This window comes from Pseudomonas sp. RW409 (assembly GCF_003184125.1).
Classification (GTDB): Bacteria; Pseudomonadota; Gammaproteobacteria; order Pseudomonadales; family Pseudomonadaceae; genus Aquipseudomonas; species Aquipseudomonas chlororaphis_I.
Window position 1 is genome coordinate 513,327 of sequence record NZ_QHHP01000004.1, and the last position, 19,498, is coordinate 532,824.

Below are 19,498 nucleotides of genomic sequence, written 5' to 3' on the forward strand. Positions count from 1 at the left end.
CGAAAAGGTTGAGTTTGTCTCATGTTGGCTTGGCTGTCGACAATAGCGCCATCTTTTACCGGGAGGAACCCACCCATGGCCTTGGCCCACACCCTTGGTTTTCCGCGCATCGGCGCCGACCGCGAACTGAAAAAAGCCCTCGAAGCCTACTGGAAGGGCGACCTCGACCGGCAGGCGCTGCAAGACGTCGGACGCCAGCTGCGAGCCAGGCACTGGCAGCTGCAAAAGGACGCCGGCATCGACCTGCTGCCGGTGGGCGACTTCGCCTGGTACGACCAGGTGCTGACTCACTCGCTGGCCTTCGGCGTGGTTCCCGAGCGCTTCGACAGCAGCAAGGACGCCCAGGGCCGGCCGACCCTCGACACCCTGTTCGCCATGGCCCGCGGTGCCTCGGCTGGCTGCTGTGGCGGCGATCAGGCCAAGACCCAGTACGCCCAGGAACTGACCAAGTGGTTCGACACCAACTACCACTACCTGGTCCCGGAATTCAGCGCCGACCAGTCGTTCAAGCTGAGCTGGGAGCAGCTGTTCGACGAGGTCGACGAAGCCCACGCCCTGGGCCATCGGGTCAAGCCGGTGATCATCGGTCCGCTGACCTACCTGTGGCTGGGCAAGGCCAAGGGCAACGACTTCGACAAGCTCGAGCTGCTGGAGCGCCTGCTGCCGGTCTACGGTGAAATCCTCAACCGCCTCAAGGCCCAGGGCGTGGAGTGGGTGCAGATCGACGAACCGATCCTGACCCTCGACCTGCCGCAGGCATGGAAGGGCGCCTTCGAGCGGGCCTACCACATCCTCCAGTACTCGCCGCTGAAAAAGCTGGTGGCCACCTATTTCAGCGGCCTGCAGGACAACCTCGGGCTGGCCGTCGGCCTGCCGGTGGACGGCCTGCACATCGACGCCGTGCGGGCACCGGAGCAACTGACCCAGGTGCTCGATCGCCTGCCGACCTACAAGATTCTTTCCGTGGGCCTGGTCAACGGCCGCAACGTCTGGCGTTGCGAGCTGGAGCAGGCGCTGCAGCAGCTGCAAGCGGCGCAGGAGCGTTTTGGCGACAACCTGTGGGTCAGCAGTTCCTGCTCGCTGCTGCACAGCCCGGTGGACCTGGCCCGGGAAGACCAGCTGGATGCCGAGCTGAAAAGCTGGCTGGCCTTCGCCGTGCAGAAATGCGGCGAAATCTCGGTGCTGCGTGACGCCCTGAACGATCCCCAGGCCCCGGCGGTGCAGGCGGCCCTGGCCGCAAGCCGCCAGGTGCAGGCCAGCCGCGCGCAGTCGCCGCGCATCCACAAGGCCGAGGTCCAGGCGCGGCTCAAGGCGGTCAGCGCCGCCGACAGCCAGCGTCACTCGCCCTTTGCCCAACGCATTGCCCAGCAGCACGCCCGCTTGAAGCTGCCGGTGTTCCCGACCACCACCATCGGTTCGTTCCCGCAGACCGCGTCGATCCGCCTGGCGCGCCAGGCATTCAAGCAGGGCAAGCTGTCGAACAACGATTACACCGACGCCATGCGCTGCGAAATCCGCCACGCGGTGCAGGTCCAGGAACGCCTGGGGCTGGACGTGCTGGTGCATGGCGAGGCCGAGCGCAACGACATGGTCGAGTACTTCGCCGAGCAACTGGACGGCTACCTGTTCACCCGCTTCGGCTGGGTCCAGAGCTACGGTTCGCGCTGCGTGAAACCGGCGGTGATCTACGGCGACCTGAGCCGCCCGCAGGCCATGACGGTGGACTGGATCAGCTACGCCCAGAGCCTGACCGACAAGGTGATGAAGGGCATGCTCACCGGACCGGTGACCATGCTGATGTGGTCCTTCCCCCGCGAGGACGTGTCCCGCGAGGTGCAGGCCCGGCAACTGGCGCTGGCCCTGCGCGATGAGGTGGTGGACCTGGAGAAGGCCGGGATCAAGATCGTGCAGATCGACGAAGCGGCATTCCGCGAGGGCCTGCCGCTGCGCCGGGCGGACTGGCAGCCGTACCTGGACTGGGCGGTGGAAGCCTTCCGCCTGACCGCCTCTGGGGTGCGCGACGACACCCAGATCCACACCCACATGTGCTACAGCGAGTTCAACGACGTGATCCAGGCCATCGCGGCCATGGATGCCGACGTGATCACCATCGAGACGTCGCGTTCGGACATGGAGCTGCTGGAGGCGTTCGAGGCCTTCGACTACCCGAACGACATCGGCCCGGGGGTGTATGACATTCACTCGCCGCGGGTGCCGGACACCGCCGAGATGGTCAAGCTGATGAGCAAGGCGGCCCGGCGCATCCCCGCCGAACGTTTGTGGGTCAACCCCGACTGCGGCCTGAAGACCCGCGCCTGGCCGGAAACCGAAGCCGCCCTGGTCAACATGGTCGCCGCCGCCCGTCAGTTGCGTAACCAACAGGCCTGATCCCAGCCAACGCCAATCCTTGTAGGAGCGCAGCTTGCGCGCGATGAGCCCACAGGCGCCGCGCTGCTTCAGGAACACCGCGTCATCGTTCATGACCATCGCGAGCAAGCTTCGCTCCTACAGTGGGCCGGGGCACGATGCTGCGGGCTTTTGTAGCCGCTGCCGCGGGCTGCGATAAGGCCGAAGGCCTTCAGCGGGTTCAAGATCGCTGCGTCCCTTCGGGCCGATCGCAGCCTGCGGCAGCGGCTACAGGGTTTTATGACCGCTGGGCAATCTTCATCAAACTGTCACGTAACTGTGGCAGCGCGCTCGATCAAAGTTCATCAGACTCGCGCTCTACTGGGCTTCTGCGTTTCGGTGTTTCTTCATGTGGGCAAGATTTTTTTCAACGACTGTTTTCCTGGCCGCGCTGCTGCTCGGCCTGCCGTCTCAGGCGGCGTCTCGCTGTGATGTCAACGTACCGACCCAGAGGGTCGAACTGGAGCTGGTGAGCCTGGCCTACCAGAGCATCGGCCGTGCCTCCGATCCTGCGCTGCTGCTGGTGATGGGCCTGGGCGGGCAGTTGATCCACTGGCCGGACGAAGTGGTCGTTGCCCTGTGCCAGCAGGGGTTCCGGGTGATCCGTTACGACAACCGCGACGTCGGCCTGTCCACCTGGCGCCAGGCGCCGGCCAACGCCAACCTGACGTTCGAGGTGCTGCGCTACAAGCTCGGCCTGCCGGTGGCCGCGCCCTACAGCCTGACCGACATGGCCGACGACGCCCTGGGCCTGATGAATGCCCTGCAGGTCGAGCAGTTCCATGTCCTGGGTGCGAGCATGGGTGGGATGATCGCCCAGCACCTGGCGGCCATGGCGCCGCAACGGGTCGAGAGCCTGACCCTGATCATGACCAGCTCCGGCGCCGAAGGCCTGCCGGCGCCCAACGCGGCGCTGGTGCAGCTGTTGTCGCGGCGCGGCGCGCCGAACCGTGAGGTGGCGCTGGAGCAGCAGGCCGACCTGCTGGCCGCCCTTGGCAGCCCGCAGGTCACCGACGATCGGCAAGCGCTGCTGCACCAGGCGGCGGAAGCCTATGACCGTGCCTTCAACCCGGAAGGGGTGAAGCGCCAGATCATGGCGATCCTCGCCGAACCGAGCCGGGTGGCCCTGCTCAACCAGCTGCGCGTGCCGACCCTGGTGGTGCATGGCACCGCCGATCCGCTGCTGCCGGTGATGCACGGCGTACACTTGGCCGCGCATATCCAGGGCAGCCAATTGAAGCTGATCCCGGGCCTGGCCCATCGTTTCCAGGAAGCCTTCAAGGCGCCGTTGCTGGCGGCGGTGCTGCCCTACCTGCAAAGCCATCGCGAAGACACCTCGCACTGGGCGCAGATCGATCCGCTGCCCGCGCCGAACCTGCTCTGACCTAGGCTTGCGTAGGAGCCAGGCTTGCCGGCGATTGGGGCTATGCGGTGTGTCTGATGCACCGCTATCGCGGGTAAGCCTCGCTCCTACAGGTCCGTGGTGGCCTTGGCTTCTGTAGGAGCCAGGCTTGTCGGCGATTGGGGCAATGCGGTGTGTCTGATGCACCGCTATCGCGGGCAAGCCTCGCTCCTACAAGTCCGTGGTGGCCTTGGCTTCTGTAGGAGCCAGGCTTGCCGGCGATTGGGGCAATGTGGTGTGTCTGAGGTACCGCTATCGCGGGCAAGCCTCGCTCCTACAGGTCCGTGGTGGCCTTGGTTCTAGGTGACGGGGGGTATCAGCGGACGATCTTGTCGACCTGGATCCCGAGTTTTTTCAGGCGGTACCAGAAGCTGCGTTCGGAAATGCCGATCAACTGCGCGGCGGCGGCCTGCACGCCGTTGCTCTGTTGCAGGGCGGCGAGGATGTAGGCCTTCTCCACTTCGGCCAGGGCCGCGTCCAGGTCGCTGGGCACGCTGAGGCTGTCGCCGGGCAGGGCGCTGGCCCCCGCGTTCAGCGGTGGTGAGCTGAACAGATAACCCGGCAGGTCGCTTTCCTCGATCACCGCGCCCGCAGCGACGATGGTCGCGCGTTCGACGCAGTTCTGCAGTTCGCGGATATTCCCCGGCCAGGCGTAGTTGGCCATGGCCTGCAAGGCCTGCGGGCTGAAACCGGTGATGCGTTTGCCGGCGGTGGCGCCCAGGGTGTGGGCGAAGTGCCGGGCCAGGGGCGCGATGTCCTCGACCCGCTCGCGCAGGGCGGGCAGCGGGATCGGGAAGACATTGAGGCGGTAATACAGGTCTTCGCGAAACTCCTTGTTGGCCACCGCCTCCAGCAGGTTCTTGTTGGTGGCGGCAATCACCCGCACATCGACCTTGCGCTCGCGCGGGTCGCCCACCGGTTCGATCACCCGTTCCTGCAAGGCGCGCAGGATCTTCGCCTGCAGGGCCAGCGGCATGTCGCCGACCTCATCGAGAAACAGCGTGCCCTTGTCCGCCTGCTGAAAGCGCCCGACCCGGTCCGCCACGGCGCCGGTGAAGGCGCCCTTGCGATGGCCGAACATTTCGCTTTCCAGCAGGCCTTCGGGGATCGCCGCGCAGTTGACCGCGACAAAGGGTTTGTTGGCTCGGTTGCCGTGCTGGTGGATGGCCCGGGCGACCATCTCCTTGCCGGTGCCGCTTTCGCCGGTCAGCAGGATGGTGGCGTTGCTTTCGCGCACCGAGTCCACCGCTTGCAGGACCCGGCGGAAGGTCGGGCTGTCGCCCACCAGGCTGTCGATCTGCCGGTGCTCGTCGAGCTCGGCGCGCATGCGCTGGTTGTCCTTGAGGATGTCGCGAAACTGCAGGGCCTTGCTGACGGTGATGTCCAGCTCGTCGATGTCGAAGGGCTTGGCGATGTAGTCGTAGGCGCCGTTGCGCATCGACTGCACGGCGTTTTTCACCGTGCTGTAGGCGGTCATGACGATCACCGGGATCTGCGGGTAGCGCTGCTTGACCTCGGCCAGCAGCTGCGGGCCGTCCATGCCGGGCATGCGCCAGTCGCTGATCACCAGGTCGATCTCTTCCTGTTCCAGCACCTTGAGCGCGTGCAGGCCATTGCCGGCGGTGAACACCTGGATGCCGTCCTGGCTCAGCGCCGAGGACAGCAGGTCGCAGAGTTTGGGCTCGTCGTCGACCACCAGCAGGTTATGCGTCATGGCTGGGCCTTTTGCTCATTTTCATCATCCTCTTCGTCATCCTCACCCTTGGCCGGAATGTACAGGCTGAAGGTGGCGCCGGCATCTATTTCGCTGCTGCATTCGATGTGCCCGTCATGGTTTTCCATGATCGAGAACACCTTGGCCAGGCCCAGCCCGGTGCCCGAGGCCTTGGTGGTGACGAAGGGGGTGAAGATGCGTTCGAGCATGTCCGGCTCGATGCCCTGGCCGGTGTCGGTGACCCGCAGGATGGTGTGCTCGGCGTCCTGGGCGATGCCCAGGGTCAGGCGCCCGCCCGCGGGCATGGCGTCGATGGCGTTGAGGATCAGGTTCAGGCAGGCCTGCTTGAGCTGGCGCGCGTCGGCGTAGAGGGTCGCGCCCGGCGCCTGGTCGTCGATCTGCGCGTCGATCTTGTGGCTGGCCAGTTCCGGCTCGCAGAAGCCGATCAGCTCCTCCACCAGCGGCCGCGCCAGCAGGGTCGAGCGGATCGGCGCGCTGGGCTTGGCGAAGTCGAGGAAGTCGGTGATCAGGTCGTTGATCCGGCTGACTTCGCTGATCACGTATTCCAGGTGACGCTTGTCGCCTTCGGGCAGATCCGCACGGCGGTGCAGCAGTTGGGTGGCGGTCTTGATGATGCCCAGGGGGTTGCGGATCTCGTGGGCCAGGCCCATGGCCACTTCGCCCAGGGCGTGCAGGCGGTCGCGACGGCGCAACTGGGCTTCCAGGTGCTGCAGTTCGCCCAGGCGTTCGCTCATGTGGTTGAAGGTGCTGCTCAACTCCGCCAGCTCGTCGCCGCCAATCACCGGCACCCGTTGCCGGTAGTCACCGGCGATCACCGCCTGGACCCCCTTGGACAAGCCGCGCAGGGGCATGGTCAGTCGTTTCGACACCAGCCAGCCGACGGCCAGCGACGCCGCCGAGCTGAGCAGGAAGATCAGGATGAACAGGTTGCTCTGGTTGACCAGCCCCACCAGGCTGCTGTGGCGCAGCAGGCCGCTGAAAATCACCCCCACCAGTTCGCCGCTGTCGTTGAAGATCGGCCGGTACAGCCCGCTGTAGCGGCTGGTGAACTGCTCCGTGGGCTGGCGGGTGTCGCGCAGGATGTTCTCGATCTTTTCCGGCACCTGGGTCGGGTGGTCCTCGAAACGCTGGGTGGCGAAGATCTCGGCGAAGTCGTTGGCCTTGGCCAGGTACAGGCGCAGGTCGAGGGAGTGCACGTCGGCCACGCTGGTGAGGAAGCTGGCGTCCAGGTAGGTGGCGATCAGCAGCTGGTAGTCGATGCCGTCGAGGGTGGTCTGGAAGGTCGAGACCACCGCGCCGGTGGCCACGCCGCCGACCTGCAGGGTCTGTAGCACGGCGTTATGGGCCAGGCTGATCTGTCCGACGATATCGTCGGCGGCGGTGCTGAACACCACCTGGTGGTCGCGCTTGCGGATCAATGCCACTACATCAATGCCCATGGAGTCGGCGATGTCGGCGGTGAGCTTGTCGTGCTTGGCTGCGTTGCGGTCGGTGGGCGGCCTGGCATAACGCAGGAACAGCTGGGCGATGCGCGCGTTGTCGCGCAGGGTCTCGGTGATTTCGTCCTCGACGATCTTGGTCGATTCCTGCAGCCAGATGCGCACGTTGCTGTCGAAGATCTGCGACAGGGTGGTGGCCGCCAGCTCGGCGGCGATCATCGTGGGGATCACGCTGACCATCCAGAACGCCAGCACCAGCTTGCGCTGCAGGCTCCAGCGGGAGATGGCGAAAGGGCGAGGGGTGCGGCGGTCTTTTCTGGTCATGAACTTTCGCTTAGTGCAGCGGCCATGGCGGGGTCGGTGCGATCCGGCCGGAGAACATATTTCAGCCCTTTGAGCAGGGTGTCGAGCAGCGGGTTGCGATGCTGGAAGAACAGGCTGTTGCCGGTGAAGCTACAACCCAGGCGCAACTTGCTGGCATAACCGGCCTGGCCGCATTCGTAGAGCGCGATCCGGTGCTGGATACAGTAGTCGACATTGGCCATCCAACTGCGCAAATACAGGTTGTGCTCACGGCTGATCTCCAGGTCGTGGGCGAAGAATTTGTCGATCAACCGGTGCTCGTCCAGCAGCACCAGGTTGAAGGCCACCAGTTGTTGGTCGACCCAGTACAGCACGCAGGCGGCACGCTCTCCCAAGTGCTGGAGGATACCGGTGAAGTAGGGCGCGGGTAAGCGTTCGAATTGCAGGTCGCTGCGCCGCAGGGTGGCTTCATACAGGCGCATGACCTGGGGCAGGACGTCGTCGATGTTGCGTCGCCATTCGATCCGCGGCCCGGGCGCACGCAACTTGCGGCGCAGGTCCTTGCGCGTGGATTTGCCCAGGGTGCCGAGGTAGGCATCCTGCGAGCCGAAGGGCACCGGCAGCAGGGCGCTGGGCAGGCTGGGCATGGCTTGCAGGCCGAATGCCTGGCAGCTGGCGGCCCATTGCCGGTCCTGGCTGGCGGCATCCTTGACCGCCAGCAGGCCGATGCCCTGGGCGTCGGCGTCGCGCCGGGCCAGGTGAAGCAGTTGCCCGAGCAGGGCCTGGCGGCGCACCGCGGGGATATGGCTGGCGGTGCCGGCGTGGCACTGTTCGGCCACCGGCGAACCGATGGCGTACAGCGGCAGTTGCAGCAGCCCCGGCCACCAGCGTTGCAGGCGTTCGCTCAGGCGCTTGGCCGGGCCCGAGACGGTGGTATCCAGGCGATAGTGGGTGATGAAGGCCGGGGCGGCGGCCACCAGCTTCTCGTCTTCGAACACCGCCAGGTAGCGCCAGGTGAAGTCCTCGATGCCGGCGTCCTGTACTGCCAGGTAATAGTCCCAATTCTCCAGGGCACCGGGAAAACAATCGTTCCAGGCGCTGCGGTCGATGGCCTGGATGCTCGAAAAGACTTGGCTGGTGATCACGTGCGGTCCTTGAATCAGGCGAACTGGCGCTGGTCTTCGTACACCGCGGGCCGCGGGCCCGCCTGGCGTTCGATGAAGTCCGCGCTCAACTCCACCACCCGGCGGTACTGCAGGTCGACGGTGATCATGTGGTAGCAGTTGTCGAGCAGCACCTTGACCACCGGGCCGCCGAGCTTGCGCTCGACATAGTCGGCGTTCCAGCGGCTGGTGATGTCGTCCTCGATGGAGTGCAGCACCAGCGCCGGGGTGGTGATCGACGGCATGCGTTTTTTCACCACCGCGTTCATCCGGTGCAGCTCGCGCACAGTCACCCCTTCCATGGTCAGCAGGCCGGCACTGCTGCTTTCGCCGGCCTTCATCTGCCGCTCGACCACCGCCCGCAGGCGCTTGTTCTTGATGCCGTACGGCGGCTTCTCCTCGAAGCTGCAGATGTGCACGCCGAACGGAATCTTCATCAGCAGCGGGGTGAGGAACGCCAGCTTGTTGATGCTCCAGCCGTCGTACTTGAGGGTGGTCGAATACATCAGCAGGCCGCTGACCTGCCCCGGGTGTTCCGAGGCCAGGTACATGGACATGACGGCGCCCATCGACAGGCCGCCGACGAACACCTGCCGGTGACGCTGACGGATGCCGACGAAGGTCCGGCGCACGCCCTCGTACCAGTCCTGCCAGCCGGTGGCCTGCAGGTCGGCGTTGTTGCCGCAATGCCCGGCCAGGGTCGGCACGTACACCGTGCACCCGGCCTGGGCCAGGCCGACGGCCACCCGACGCAGTTCCGTCGGGGTGCCGGTGAGGCCGTGGATCAACAACACCGCGACCTCGCCATTGCCGAGGATGAAGCCGGCGTCGCCCTGGCCCAGGTCGATGCCGGCGCCCGGATCGATCTGTGCTGTCATCGTTTCATGGCCCGGTCCAGCAGACGGTCGAGCAGGGCGATGCCGAGGTCGATCTCCGCGTAGCTGATTTCCAGCGAGGGGGCCAGGGTGATGACGTTCTTGTAGTAGCCGCCGACATCGAGAATCAGCCCCAGGCGCTGGCCATTGATCTCGATGTCGCCCTTCATGCCTTCCTCGACCATGTAGTCCAGGGTCGCCTTGTCCGGGGTGAAGCCGTCGCTGGTGCAGATCTCGCAGCGCAGCGCCAGGCCCAGGCCGTCGACGTCGCCGATGATCGGGTAGCGTTTTTGCAAGTCTTGCAGGCCGGCCAGGAAGTACTTGCCCTTCTCCATGACCATCGCGCCGTAGTCGATCTCGCTGGTCATCTTGAACATTTCCAGGCCCACCGCGGTGCCCAGCGGGTTGGAGGCGAAGGTGGAGTGGGTCGAACCCGGCGGGAACACCTTGGGGTTGATCAGCTCTTCGCGGGCCCAGATGCCGCCCAGGGGGTTGAGGCCGTTGGTCAGGGCCTTGCCGAAGACGATCACGTCCGGCTTGACGTCGAAGTGCTCGATCGACCACAGCTTGCCGGTGCGGTAGAAGCCCATCTGGATCTCGTCGACCACCATCAGGATGCCGTGCTGGTCGAGCACATGCTTGAGCTCGCTGTAGAAGTTCATCGGCGGGATCACGTAGCCGCCGGTGCCCTGGATCGGCTCGACGTAGAAGGCGGCGTATTCGCTCTGGCCGACTTTCGGGTCCCACACGCCGTTGTATTCAGTCTCGAACAGCCGGGCGAACTGCTGCACGCAGTGGCTGCCGTACTCTTCCTTGGTCATGCCCTTGGGGCCGCGGAAGTGGTAGGGGAAGGGAATGAAGTTGGCGCGCTCGCCGAAGTGGCCGTAGCGGCGACGGTAGCGGTAGCTGGAGGTGATCGACGAAGCGCCGAGGGTACGACCGTGGTAGCCGCCCTCGAAAGCAAACATCAGGCTCTTGCCATTGGTGGCGTTGCGCACGACTTTCAGCGAGTCCTCGATGGACTGCGAGCCGCCGACGTTGAAGTGCACGCGGCCGTCGAGGCCGAACTTCTTCTTGGCATCCACCGCGATCATTTCCGAGAGCTCGATCTTGCCCTTGTGCAGGTACTGGCTGGCGATCTGCGGCAGGGTGTCGATCTGTTGCTTGAGGGCATTGTTCAGGCGCGGGTTGGCATAACCGAAGTTCACCGCCGAGTACCACATCTGCAGGTCGAGGTAGGCCTGGTCGCTGGTGTCCCAGACGTAGGAACCTTCGCAGCGGCTGAAAATCCGTGGCGGCTCGATGTAGTGGACGGTGTCGCCGTAGGAGCAGTACTTGGCTTCTTTTTCCAGAAGCACCTGGTCTTCTGCGGTTGCGATACGAATGTCAGACATGATGGAAGAGTTCCTGAGTGGGGACGCAATGTTCGGTGGTGTTGTCGAGGGCGAAGGCGCCGGCATTGGCCGCTTCGTTGGGCAACAGGGCCAGCAGTGCCGGCAGTTCGGCGAAGGAATCGAAGGTCGCGTGGGGGATGGCGTTGCGTTGGCAGTACTCGGCCAGGCGGCCCTTGGCGAAGACGAAGTCGGCGCTGGCGGCCACGCACATGTCGGACTGGCCGTCGCCGATCACCAGCACCCGCTTGCCCTTGGGCGTGGATTTGCATTTGCAGTTGCCGGATGCGGCGCGGCAGGCGTCGCTGGCGTGCGGGAAGTCGATGCGCCAGCTGTTCTGGTCGACCTGGCGCAGACGGTTGGCGAGGATCGGCAGCAGGCTCACGTAGTGGCGCGCGAGGATCCGCGCGATGCCTTGCTCGATGCCGTCGCTGACCACTTCCAGGGACGCGCCCAGGCCGATCACGTGATCGACGAAGTCGGGAAAGTCGGGATCGATCTCGACGCTGTCGAAACAGGCCAGCAGTTCGGCGGGCGAGGCCTTGACCAGCGCCAGTTGGCGGCTGAGGCATTCCCGGGAGCCGATATGGCCGTCCAGCCATTGTTGCTCGATGTCTTCCCAGCTCGGGTCGGCGAAGCGTTGGAGGACGTTGTCGATCACGTCGGTGCGGGTGATGGTCCCGTCGAAGTCACACACGATATGCCAGTGCATCATCTGCAGTTACCTGTTGGAGAGGAGCGCACTTTGCGCATGCCAGGCACTGGAGCAGGGACTGTGCCAACTGCCTTCGGCCCAGGCGGGCCGGGCTCTGCGCGGGGAAAAGGCGTTTGGTGGGGTGGCTGGAGCTACAAATTTTGTAGCTCGCTACAAACAACATCAGTGCTTGCAGGGAGGGGGCGGGGTGGTGATTGATGCGCGCATCTTCACTCCAGGAAACCCGCGCCATGTTCAGCTTCACACGCTCCGCCCTGCTTGCCGTCCTGCTGTCGCTAGGGGCTGCCTGCGGGGCTTTCGCCGAGGACGGGGGCCAGGATGGATTGGGCGGTTCGCTGGGCCTGGGCATCGGCTACCAACCCCATGACCCCAGCGGCAGCCGGCATGACACCGTGCCCTTGCCCTATGTCGATCTGGAGTGGGGCGATGTCAGCCTCGACACCGACGACGGCCTGACCTGGGATGCCTTCAAGGGCAATGGTTTCAGCGCCGGGCCCTATATCAACTATTTGCCGGGACGTAACGCCAACGGCTCGCTGCGCGGCCTGCGGGACGTGCCGAACATGGCCGATGTCGGCGGCTACATCCAGTACGCGCCGGACGACTTCTGGCGCCTGTTCGCCTCCCTCGGCAGCGCGGTGGCTGCGGGCGAGGGCCAGGGTGGCCTGCTGGGCAAGGTCGGCGGTGAAATCGGTTATCCCCTGGGCTTGGGGATCATTGGCAGCAACAACCTCACCGCGCATTTCGCCGACGCCCGGCAGACCCAGACCTTCTTTGGCATCAGCGACGCCGAGGCCCAGGCCACGGGCATCGGCCGCTACAGCGCCGGCGGCGGTTTGCAGAACCTGACCCTGACCCAGAACCTGCAGGTGCCCCTGGGCGGCAACTGGTCGTGGATGACCAGCGCCAGCTGGATTCACCTGACGGGTTCGGCGGCCGACAGCACCCTGGTGCGCGAGCGCGGCGAAGTGAATCAGGGCCAGGTCCAGACCGCCCTCAGCTACCAGTTCTGAGGCCCGCCAAGGCCTTATCGCCGGGCTTGCGGGGCGTGCTCCAGGTCGTCATCGCGGGCAAGCCTCGCTCCTACAAAAACGGGGCGGAATACCTCTGCCGGCATGCGCTGTTTCTGTAGGAGCGAGGCTTGCCCACGATCCAGGCGCCGCGTAGTGCCTGAAGCACCGCGTTATCGTTCATCGCGAGCAAGCTTCGCTCCTACAAAAGCGCGGCGGAATACCTCTGCCGGCATGCGCTGTTTCTGTAGGAGCGAGGCTTGCCCGCGATCCAGGCGCTGCGGGGTGTCTGAAACACCGCGTCAGCATTCATCGCGAGCAAGCTTCGCTCCTACAAAAGCGCGGCGGAATACCTCTGCCGGCATGCGCTGTTTCTGTAGGAGCGAGGCTTGCCCGCGATCCAGGCGCTGCGCAGTGCCTGAAGCACCGCGTCAGCATTCATCGCGAGCAAGCTTCGCTCCTGCAGTGGAGGAATTGGTCCACCCTTTGCACTGGCAGCCATGAACCCACTTTTCAGGAAGTTCTTCATGGCTCGTCCCGCTTATCGCCTGCTCGCCCATTCGCTGTGGGACATCGTCCCGATCCTGATGGCCCTGGCGCATTTTTCCTTCGTGCTCTGGCTGGTGCTGGCCTTTCACAGTCTGTCCTGGTGGGTGATCCTGCCGGCGGCGCTGCTGTATGCGGTCAGCCTGTCGTGGAGCATCAACAGCATCTCCCACAACCAGATCCACAACGCCTATTTCAGCCTGCCCTGGCTGAACCGCGCCTTCGACCTGCTGCTGTCGGTGACCATCGGTTTTTCCCAGACCCTGTACCGCGATATCCATAACCGCCATCACCGTGGCAACTCGGATCGGCCCGGGGCGGACGGCACCACGGTCGACCCGCTGTCGATCTACCTGCATGGCCGCAATGGCCAGCCAGACAATGTCTGGGCTTACACCTTCCTGAGTTTTTTCCGCGACGACCCCAAGGCCATCTACCAGGAAATGCAGCGCAAGCGCCCGGCGGACGCGCGTTGGGTCAAGGTGGAAATCGGCATGACGGTGCTGGTCTATGTGGCGCTGGCGCTATACGACTGGCATGCGCTGCTGGTGCTGCTGCCGTTCTGGTACCTGGGACAGTCGCTGTCTTCGCTCAACGGCTACTACGAGCACCTGGGCGGCAACCCGGACCTGCCGATCGCCTGGGGCGTGAGTTCCTACAGCCGGCTCTACAACCTGATCTGGATGAACAACGGCTACCACGCCGAACACCACTACCGGCCGAAGATGCACTGGACCCGGGTCAAGGCCTTCCACCGCGAGATCCGCGAACAGCAGCGGGCGGCGGGGGTGAAGGTGATCCCGCTGGCCCATGGCCTGGGCTTTCTGCTGAAACACCCGAAGCCCTGACACCCGCGCACCTGTAGCCGCTGCCGAGCCTGCGAGGCTGCGATCGACCGCGAAGCGGGCGCAGGATCTTGAGATCGCTGAAGGCCTCCGGCCTTATCGCAGCCTTCGGCAGCGGCTACAAAAGCCCTTCAGGCTTCCTCGCCCTCGGCCAGCAGGGCGATCCCGCCGATGATCACCAGCACCCCGACCCAGTGCAGCAGGCTGATCTGCTCGCCCAGGCCCAGCCAGGAGCCGAGCAACACCACCACGAACACCAGCGAACTCAGGGGGAAGGCCAGGGACAGGCTGCTGCGCCGCAGGATCAGCATCCACACGAAGAAGGCGCCGATGTAGCAGGCGATCGCCAGCAGCACTCCCGGGTTGACCGCCACCGCGGCCAGCCATTGCAGGTTGAAATCCATCTGGCCCAGCTGATCGCCACCGACCTTGGTAGCGATCTGGCCGGCGCTTTCGAAGCCGATCAGCAGGGCCCAGAGCACCAGGGTGCCGAGGCGCCCGTGGAGCCAGCCGTGAGTCTGTGCAGTCATACCGTCTTTCCTTGTGAAGCGTTGAAGGGGGCTCAGGTGCTGGCGACGCACACCAGCATCACGCCGAGGGTGATGACCAGGGTGCCCAGCCAGCGCCGGCGGCTGACGTTCTCACCGAGGATCAGCTTGCCGGCCAGGACCACGCCGCAATAGGCCAGGGCCGCGGCCGGGAACAGCAGGCTCAGCGGCGCCCGGGACAAGGCTTCGAGCCAGACGAAAAACTCGATCACATAGGCGCCGATGCCGCACCACAACAGTGGTGCGTTGAACACCTGGCCCCAGAAGGCGTTCAGGCGAAAACCGCCTTCCAGCTCCGGCAGGCGGTCCAGGCCGAGCTTGAAACAGAGCTGGCCGATCACGTCGAGGACGATGGAAAAAGCCACCAGCAAGATAACGGTCAGGGTCACGGGAACAGCTCCTCGAACAGCGCCATCAGGGCTTCGTTGGTGGTCGCATTGCGCAGCAGGTCGGCCTCGCTCCAGCGTTCGGCCGGCGGCTGGTCGGAGCGCGCTTCCCAGCGCTTGAAGGCGTTGCTGAAGGCCGGCGCGGCGAACTCGCCACAGACGTCGATACCGAGGATGCGCTTGCGCGCCGCCAGGCTGCGCAGGGCTTGCAGCAGGTGGCTCAGGCGCATGCCGCCCTGGTCCCAGTTGGTCGCGGCGTCGGCGCTGGCCAGTACGTCCTTGTCGATGGTGATCCAGATCGCCTGGGTCGGCAGGCTGTCGATCATCTGCTCGAGGAAGGCAGGCCAGTCGAGCCCGGCCAGGTTGCGCCAGTGCAGGTGGTTTTCCTGCTGCTGGTGCCCGGCGCCGTCGCCGACCCGGCCCCAGACCTTGGAGGGCGCGTGCTGCCAGGGAAACAGCTGCAACTTGCCGCGTCGCAGCGCCTTGAGGTTGCCGCCGCGCAGCTGCGGGTTGTGCAGGTCGTCGCTGCACGGCCCGAGGGTGACGATGCGCTGGATATGCGGCAGCTGCAGGGCCCGGTTGACCCAGGAACCGCAGTGCCGGCGCGGCGCGAAGCGCACCCAGTCGGGGTGGTTGTCGAAGTGGATCAGGCTGACCGGCTGTTGCAGGTCGGCCAGGAAGGCCGGGGTCAGGTGGTGGTAGTCACCGGAGCCGACAAAGAAGATTTCCGGCTGCGGCCCACTGTGCGCGGGCCTTTGCCGCAGGCGCTCGGTGAAGTGGCGGTAGGTGCGTTCGGTGGACCAGAGCCGCAGTTTCGGGCCCAGGTCCAGCAGGTCCAGGCGTCGTGCCTGGCCGCTGCGCAGCCGGCGCTGGACAGGCTCCTGGGCGGTCAGGCTGTGGTCGAGATCGAGAATGTTCAAAGCAGGATTTACCCATGGCAGCGCCCCTCGAAAAAGCCGGCGTCACAGGTCGCAAACGCAGGCAGAGCGGGCTTTACAGGGTAAATGCAAGGGACGGGCCAGCACCTCGGCGAGGCAGGTCGGACGTCATCGCGAGCAAGCTCGCTCCTACATGGACCCAGCGTCACCTGTAGGAGCGAGCTTGCTCGCGAAAAAAACGCATGGGCACCGCAGGCTTCAGGCGTGGACGCGGACCCAGACGCTGACCAGCACGGTGGCGGCCATCAGCCAGGCCACCGCGGCCACCGCCAGGGAGGCTTCCAGGCGCAGGCGGTCGACCATTACGTAGAGGGTCGCCAGGTACACGAAGTAGGGAATGATCGACCACATGCCGAAGACGATGGTGGTCTTCAGGTCGTCGATGGAACGGCCCTTGCCGACGATGTAGTGGGCGATCAGGGCGAAGGTCGGGAACAGCGGCACCAGGCCGGCGATGTAGTAGTTCCTGGTCTTGGCCAGGGCGGCGAGGATCACCACCACGGCGGCGCCCAGGCAGGCTTTCAGCAATAAATCCACGGTACTTCTCGCAGATGTCGGTTAGTGGCTCAGGCCGTATTTCTTGACCTTGTCGAACAGCGTGGTCTTGGCCATGCCCAGTTCCTGGCTGGCCTGGGTCAGGTTGCCGCCGCTGCGCTGCAGGGCGTCGTTGAGCAGGTTGCGCTCGAAGGCCTCGACCGCTTCGGCAAAGCCCAGGCCTTGCGCAGCGTTGCCGCTGGACTTCTTGAACGCCGGCAGGCCCAGGGCAAAACGTTCGGCGACGTTGCGCAGCTCGCGCACGTTGCCCGGCCAGTCGTGGCTCATCAGGTTCGACAGGGTCTGGTTGTCCAGCTCCGGCGCGGCGCGGTCGAAACGCAGGGACGATTGCTGCAGGAAGTGCTCGAACAACTGCAGGATGTCCTCGCGCCGTTCGCGCAGCGGCGGCAGCTCCAGGGTCACCACGTTCAGGCGGTAATACAGGTCGCTGCGGAACTGATTCGCGCGCCCCAGCTCGTCGAGGTCGGACTTGGTCGCCGCGATCACCCGGCAATCCACCGCCACGCTCTGGTTCGAACCGAGGCGCTCCAGGGTGCGCTCCTGCAACACCCGCAGCAGTTTGATCTGCAGGTTCATCGGCATGCTTTCCACTTCGTCGAGGAACAGCGTGCCTTCGTGGGCGTGCTCGATCTTGCCGATGCGCCGCTTGCCGGCGCCGGTGAAGGCGTTGGCCTCGTGGCCGAAAATCTCGCTTTCGAACAGGTTTTCCGGCAGGCCGCCGCAGTTGAGGGCGACGAACTGGTGGGTATGGCGGCGGCTGAAATCATGCAGGCAACGGGCGACCAGTTCCTTGCCGGTGCCGGTCTCGCCTTCGATCAGCACGTTGGCCGAAGTGTCGGCGACGTTGGCGATCAGTTCCCGCAGGTGCTGCATGGCCGGCGAGCGACCGATGATCCGTCCTTCGAGGGAGTCGCGCTCGGCCAGCTGGCGGCGCAGCGACGACACTTCCCGGGCCAGCCCGCGCTGCTCCAGGGCGCGCCGGGCGACCTCCACCAGGCGTTCGGGGGAGAAGGGCTTTTCCATGAAGTCATAGGCGCCTTTCTGCATCGCGCCGACGGCCATGGAGATATCGCCGTGACCGGTGATCAGCACCACCGGCAGGCTGCGGTCGCGGGCCTTGAGGCGGGTCAGCAGTTCCAGGCCGTCGATGCCCGGCAGGCGGATATCGCTGATGACGATCCCGGCGAAGTTGTCGCCGACCCGCTCCAGGGCTTCTTCGGCGCTGCCGACGCCGACGCAGGGAATGTCTTCCAGGGCCAGGGCCTGCTGGCAGCCGAGCAGGACATGGGGGTCGTCTTCGACGATCAGGACGGTAAGGTCGTTGTTCATAGCGGCTCGGCTTGTGTAGGGCTGACCAGGGGCAGGCTGAGGACGAAGGCGGTGCCGCCGTCGGCCGGGTGCTCGACGCCCAGGTTGCCACCCGTGGCGGCGGCCAGGCTGGCGGACAGGGTCAGGCCGAGGCCCAGGCCCTGTTCGCCGGGTTTGGTGGTGAAGAAGGGTTCGAACAGATGCTTGCGCGCCTCGGCGTCGATGCCGTGGCCATTGTCGCGCACCCGCAGGCGGTATTTGCCCTCGACGCTTTCGCCTTCCAGCCACAGCTCCGGCCGCGGCTGCGCCTGCATGGCGTCCAGGGCGTTGCCGATCAGGTTGACCAGGATCTGCTCCAGGCGGGTCTGGTCGATCTTGACCTGGACCTCGCTGAAGTCGCGGTGCAATTGCAGCGGCAGGTTTTCCAGGCGTGCGTTGAGCAGTTGCAGGGCAGCGTCCACGGCCTTGCCGAGGCTGGCTTCGCCCTGGTCTTCGCCGCGGCGGGCAAAGGAACGCAGGCTGGCGGTGATGCGGCCCATGCGGTCGATCAGTTCGTTGATGGTCTTGAGGTTGGTGCTGGCGGTGTCCAGGGCGCCGCGCTCGAGGAAACGCACGGTATTGCCGGACAGGGTGCGCAGGGCGGCCAGCGGCTGGTTCAGTTCATGGGCGATGCTGGTGGACATCTGGCCGATGGCGGCGAGCTTGCCGGCCTGGACCAGTTCGTCCTGGGCGCGGCGCAGGGTTTCCTCGGCCTGGCGGCGCTCGCGGATCTGGCCCTTGAGCCGTTCGTTGCTGGCGCGCAGGTCGCTGGTGCGTTCGGCGATCCGCCGCTCCAGCTGGTTGTTGGCTTCCTGCAGGGCTTCGCGGGCGGCGAGGCGGGTGGCGATGACCTTGCGCCGCTCGTTCCAGGCGATCAGCAGGAAAGCCACCAGGGCGAAGGCCACGGCCACCAGGATGCCCTGGTTGATGGCTTCGCGGCGCAGGTCCTTGAGCGGGGTCAGCAGGGTGAAGTTCCAGGGCGTATCGCTCAGGGGCCGGGTCTGGGACAGGTAGCTGATTTCCTTGTCGTCGGACACCAGCTCGGTGTTGGCCGGGAAGGTCAGCTTCTCCACGCCTTCGGCCAGGCGCTCGCGGGCAAGCGGCTCCAGTTCGTTGAGGGTGAACCAGTAATATTGCAGGCTGCGCGCCAGACGCTCCTTGGTGTCGTCGCTCAGCGGGCGTACCGACCGCAGGCGCCGGGCCGGATCGCTGGAGAGGATGATGATGCCGTTCTCGTCGCTGACGAAGCCTTCCAGGCGGGCGCGTTGCCAGCGCTCTTCCAGGGCCTCCAGGCGCACCTTGACCACCGCCACGCCGATGATCTTGCCCTGTTCTTCCAGGCCGTGGGCCAGGTAGTAGCCGGGTTCGCCGTTGGTACTGCCGATGCCGTAGAAGCGCCCGGGCTGGCCGCGCACGGCATTCTGGAAATAGGCCCGGAACGACAGGTCTTCACCCAGGTAGCTGTCGACGTCGCGCCAGTTGCTGGTGGCCAGCACGCGGCCGGTGGTGTCCATCACATAAATGGCCCGGCTGCGGCTGCGCCGGTTCAGGCCTTCGAGGTAATTGTTGACGGTCTGCCGGTGTTCCGGCGTCGGCTCGTTGAGCAGCAGCGAAACGCTGGATTCGAGTTCCAGCAGGCTGGGCAGGTAGGTGTATTTGCTGATCTCGCTTTCGACTGCGCGGGCGTGCAGTTCCAGCTGGCGTTCGCCGTTCTCGCTGAGGCTGCGGATGCCGTAGTGCTCGCTGACCCAGAAGCCGACGTAGCCCAGGCCGATCATCAGCAGGATGACCAGGGGCGGCAGGAACAGGTGACGGATCAGACGGGGTTTCACGGCGAGTGATGGCGGCGCGGCGCGATAGAGAGTGGGGTCGCATTTCATCACAGTGGTCCCGG

Annotated in this window: 16 protein-coding genes; 4 read left to right on the forward strand and 12 right to left on the reverse strand. The window is 65.4% G+C overall.

From position 1 onward, the window contains the following. Positions 1-75 precede the first annotated feature (75 nt). Together metE and DK261_RS04965 are read left to right on the forward strand one after the other, a co-directional pair. The gene (gene metE, locus DK261_RS04960; protein WP_009050583.1) at positions 76-2,388 is read left to right on the forward strand and encodes a 5-methyltetrahydropteroyltriglutamate--homocysteine S-methyltransferase; all 2,313 of its coding nucleotides are present in this window, start codon (positions 76-78) and stop codon (positions 2,386-2,388) included. A 367-nt stretch (positions 2,389-2,755) separates the two neighbouring features. Then, on the forward strand, positions 2,756-3,790 hold the full coding sequence (locus DK261_RS04965) for an alpha/beta fold hydrolase (protein ID WP_110175348.1): 1,035 nt from the start codon (positions 2,756-2,758) through the stop codon (positions 3,788-3,790). A 334-nt stretch (positions 3,791-4,124) separates the two neighbouring features. Here the strand turns inward: DK261_RS04965 and DK261_RS04970 are convergent, their stop codons facing one another. From DK261_RS04970 to DK261_RS04995, 6 genes are read right to left on the reverse strand one after another with little or no spacing between them, the layout of a single operon-like run. Beyond that, the gene (locus tag DK261_RS04970) at positions 4,125-5,522 is read right to left on the reverse strand and encodes a sigma-54 dependent transcriptional regulator (RefSeq protein WP_009050581.1); all 1,398 of its coding nucleotides are present in this window, start codon (positions 5,520-5,522) and stop codon (positions 4,125-4,127) included. Beyond that, complete coding sequence (locus DK261_RS04975; RefSeq protein ID WP_110175349.1) at positions 5,519-7,306, reverse strand: ATP-binding protein; 1,788 nt, start codon at positions 7,304-7,306, stop codon at positions 5,519-5,521. Before DK261_RS04975 ends, DK261_RS04970 begins: the two co-directional genes overlap by 4 nt. Then, positions 7,303-8,430 (reverse strand): GNAT family N-acetyltransferase, encoded by a 1,128-nt coding sequence (locus tag DK261_RS04980; RefSeq protein ID WP_028683285.1) that lies wholly within the window; start codon positions 8,428-8,430, stop codon positions 7,303-7,305. Before DK261_RS04980 ends, DK261_RS04975 begins: the two co-directional genes overlap by 4 nt. A 14-nt stretch (positions 8,431-8,444) precedes the next feature. Then, positions 8,445-9,326 (reverse strand): carboxylesterase, encoded by an 882-nt coding sequence (locus DK261_RS04985; protein ID WP_110175350.1) that lies wholly within the window; start codon positions 9,324-9,326, stop codon positions 8,445-8,447. Beyond that, entirely contained in the window at positions 9,323-10,717 is a 1,395-nt protein-coding gene (locus DK261_RS04990; RefSeq protein ID WP_028683284.1) for an aspartate aminotransferase family protein, read from the reverse strand. Before DK261_RS04990 ends, DK261_RS04985 begins: the two co-directional genes overlap by 4 nt. After that, entirely contained in the window at positions 10,710-11,429 is a 720-nt protein-coding gene (locus tag DK261_RS04995) for an MtnX-like HAD-IB family phosphatase (protein ID WP_009050576.1), read from the reverse strand. Before DK261_RS04995 ends, DK261_RS04990 begins: the two co-directional genes overlap by 8 nt. Positions 11,430-11,659: 230 nt before the next feature. Here DK261_RS04995 and DK261_RS05000 point away from each other — a divergent pair, with 230 nt between their 5' ends. Then, positions 11,660-12,442, forward strand: coding sequence for a MipA/OmpV family protein (locus DK261_RS05000; RefSeq protein WP_016703443.1), 783 nt, complete (start codon positions 11,660-11,662; stop codon positions 12,440-12,442). A 524-nt stretch (positions 12,443-12,966) separates the two neighbouring features. Next, a complete protein-coding gene (locus DK261_RS05005) occupies positions 12,967-13,833 on the forward strand; it encodes a fatty acid desaturase (protein WP_110175351.1) in 867 nt (288 codons plus the stop codon). Between the two features lie 128 nt (positions 13,834-13,961). On the opposite strand, the gene DK261_RS05010 is transcribed toward DK261_RS05005, so the two are convergent. The 6 genes from DK261_RS05010 to DK261_RS05035 all read right to left on the reverse strand — a co-directional run bounded on the left by DK261_RS05010 (position 13,962) and on the right by DK261_RS05035 (position 19,484). After that, a complete protein-coding gene (locus DK261_RS05010) occupies positions 13,962-14,360 on the reverse strand; it encodes an EamA family transporter (protein ID WP_009050573.1) in 399 nt (132 codons plus the stop codon). A gap of 32 nt (positions 14,361-14,392) precedes the next feature. Next, positions 14,393-14,767 carry an EamA family transporter gene (locus tag DK261_RS05015; RefSeq protein ID WP_009050572.1) on the reverse strand — a complete coding sequence of 125 codons (375 nt, stop codon included), beginning with the start codon at positions 14,765-14,767 and terminating at the stop codon, positions 14,393-14,395. After that, a complete protein-coding gene (locus DK261_RS05020) occupies positions 14,764-15,684 on the reverse strand; it encodes a hypothetical protein (protein ID WP_009050571.1) in 921 nt (306 codons plus the stop codon). The genes DK261_RS05015 and DK261_RS05020 overlap by 4 nt, the downstream gene beginning before the upstream one ends. Before the next feature lie 216 nt (positions 15,685-15,900). Beyond that, positions 15,901-16,230, reverse strand: a complete 330-nt coding sequence (locus tag DK261_RS05025; protein WP_162096444.1) for a GlpM family protein — start codon at positions 16,228-16,230, stop codon at positions 15,901-15,903. Positions 16,231-16,260: 30 nt separating this feature from the next. After that, positions 16,261-17,586, reverse strand: a complete 1,326-nt coding sequence (locus tag DK261_RS05030; RefSeq protein ID WP_009050570.1) for a sigma-54 dependent transcriptional regulator — start codon at positions 17,584-17,586, stop codon at positions 16,261-16,263. Beyond that, positions 17,583-19,484, reverse strand: a complete 1,902-nt coding sequence (locus tag DK261_RS05035; RefSeq protein WP_009050569.1) for a sensor histidine kinase — start codon at positions 19,482-19,484, stop codon at positions 17,583-17,585. The genes DK261_RS05030 and DK261_RS05035 overlap by 4 nt, the downstream gene beginning before the upstream one ends. Between the last annotated feature and the right edge of the window lie 14 nt (positions 19,485-19,498).

Excerpts from the sequence above, each read along its gene's own strand:
- DK261_RS05005 (WP_110175351.1), top strand. The coding sequence starts at position 12,967 with ATGGCTCGTCCCGCTTATCGCCTGCTCGCCCATTCGCTGTGGGACATC.
- metE (WP_009050583.1), top strand. The coding sequence starts at position 76 with ATGGCCTTGGCCCACACCCTTGGTTTTCCGCGCATCGGCGCCGACCGC.
- DK261_RS05010 (WP_009050573.1), bottom strand. The coding sequence starts at position 14,360 with ATGACTGCACAGACTCACGGCTGGCTCCACGGGCGCCTCGGCACCCTG.
- DK261_RS05000 (WP_016703443.1), top strand. The coding sequence starts at position 11,660 with ATGTTCAGCTTCACACGCTCCGCCCTGCTTGCCGTCCTGCTGTCGCTA.
- DK261_RS04985 (WP_110175350.1), bottom strand. The coding sequence starts at position 9,326 with ATGACAGCACAGATCGATCCGGGCGCCGGCATCGACCTGGGCCAGGGC.
- DK261_RS04990 (WP_028683284.1), bottom strand. The coding sequence starts at position 10,717 with ATGTCTGACATTCGTATCGCAACCGCAGAAGACCAGGTGCTTCTGGAA.
- DK261_RS05035 (WP_009050569.1), bottom strand. The coding sequence starts at position 19,484 with ATGAAATGCGACCCCACTCTCTATCGCGCCGCGCCGCCATCACTCGCC.
- DK261_RS04965 (WP_110175348.1), top strand. The coding sequence starts at position 2,756 with ATGTGGGCAAGATTTTTTTCAACGACTGTTTTCCTGGCCGCGCTGCTG.
- DK261_RS04970 (WP_009050581.1), bottom strand. The coding sequence starts at position 5,522 with ATGACGCATAACCTGCTGGTGGTCGACGACGAGCCCAAACTCTGCGAC.
- DK261_RS04995 (WP_009050576.1), bottom strand. The coding sequence starts at position 11,429 with ATGATGCACTGGCATATCGTGTGTGACTTCGACGGGACCATCACCCGC.
- DK261_RS04975 (WP_110175349.1), bottom strand. The coding sequence starts at position 7,306 with ATGACCAGAAAAGACCGCCGCACCCCTCGCCCTTTCGCCATCTCCCGC.
- DK261_RS05030 (WP_009050570.1), bottom strand. The coding sequence starts at position 17,586 with ATGAACAACGACCTTACCGTCCTGATCGTCGAAGACGACCCCCATGTC.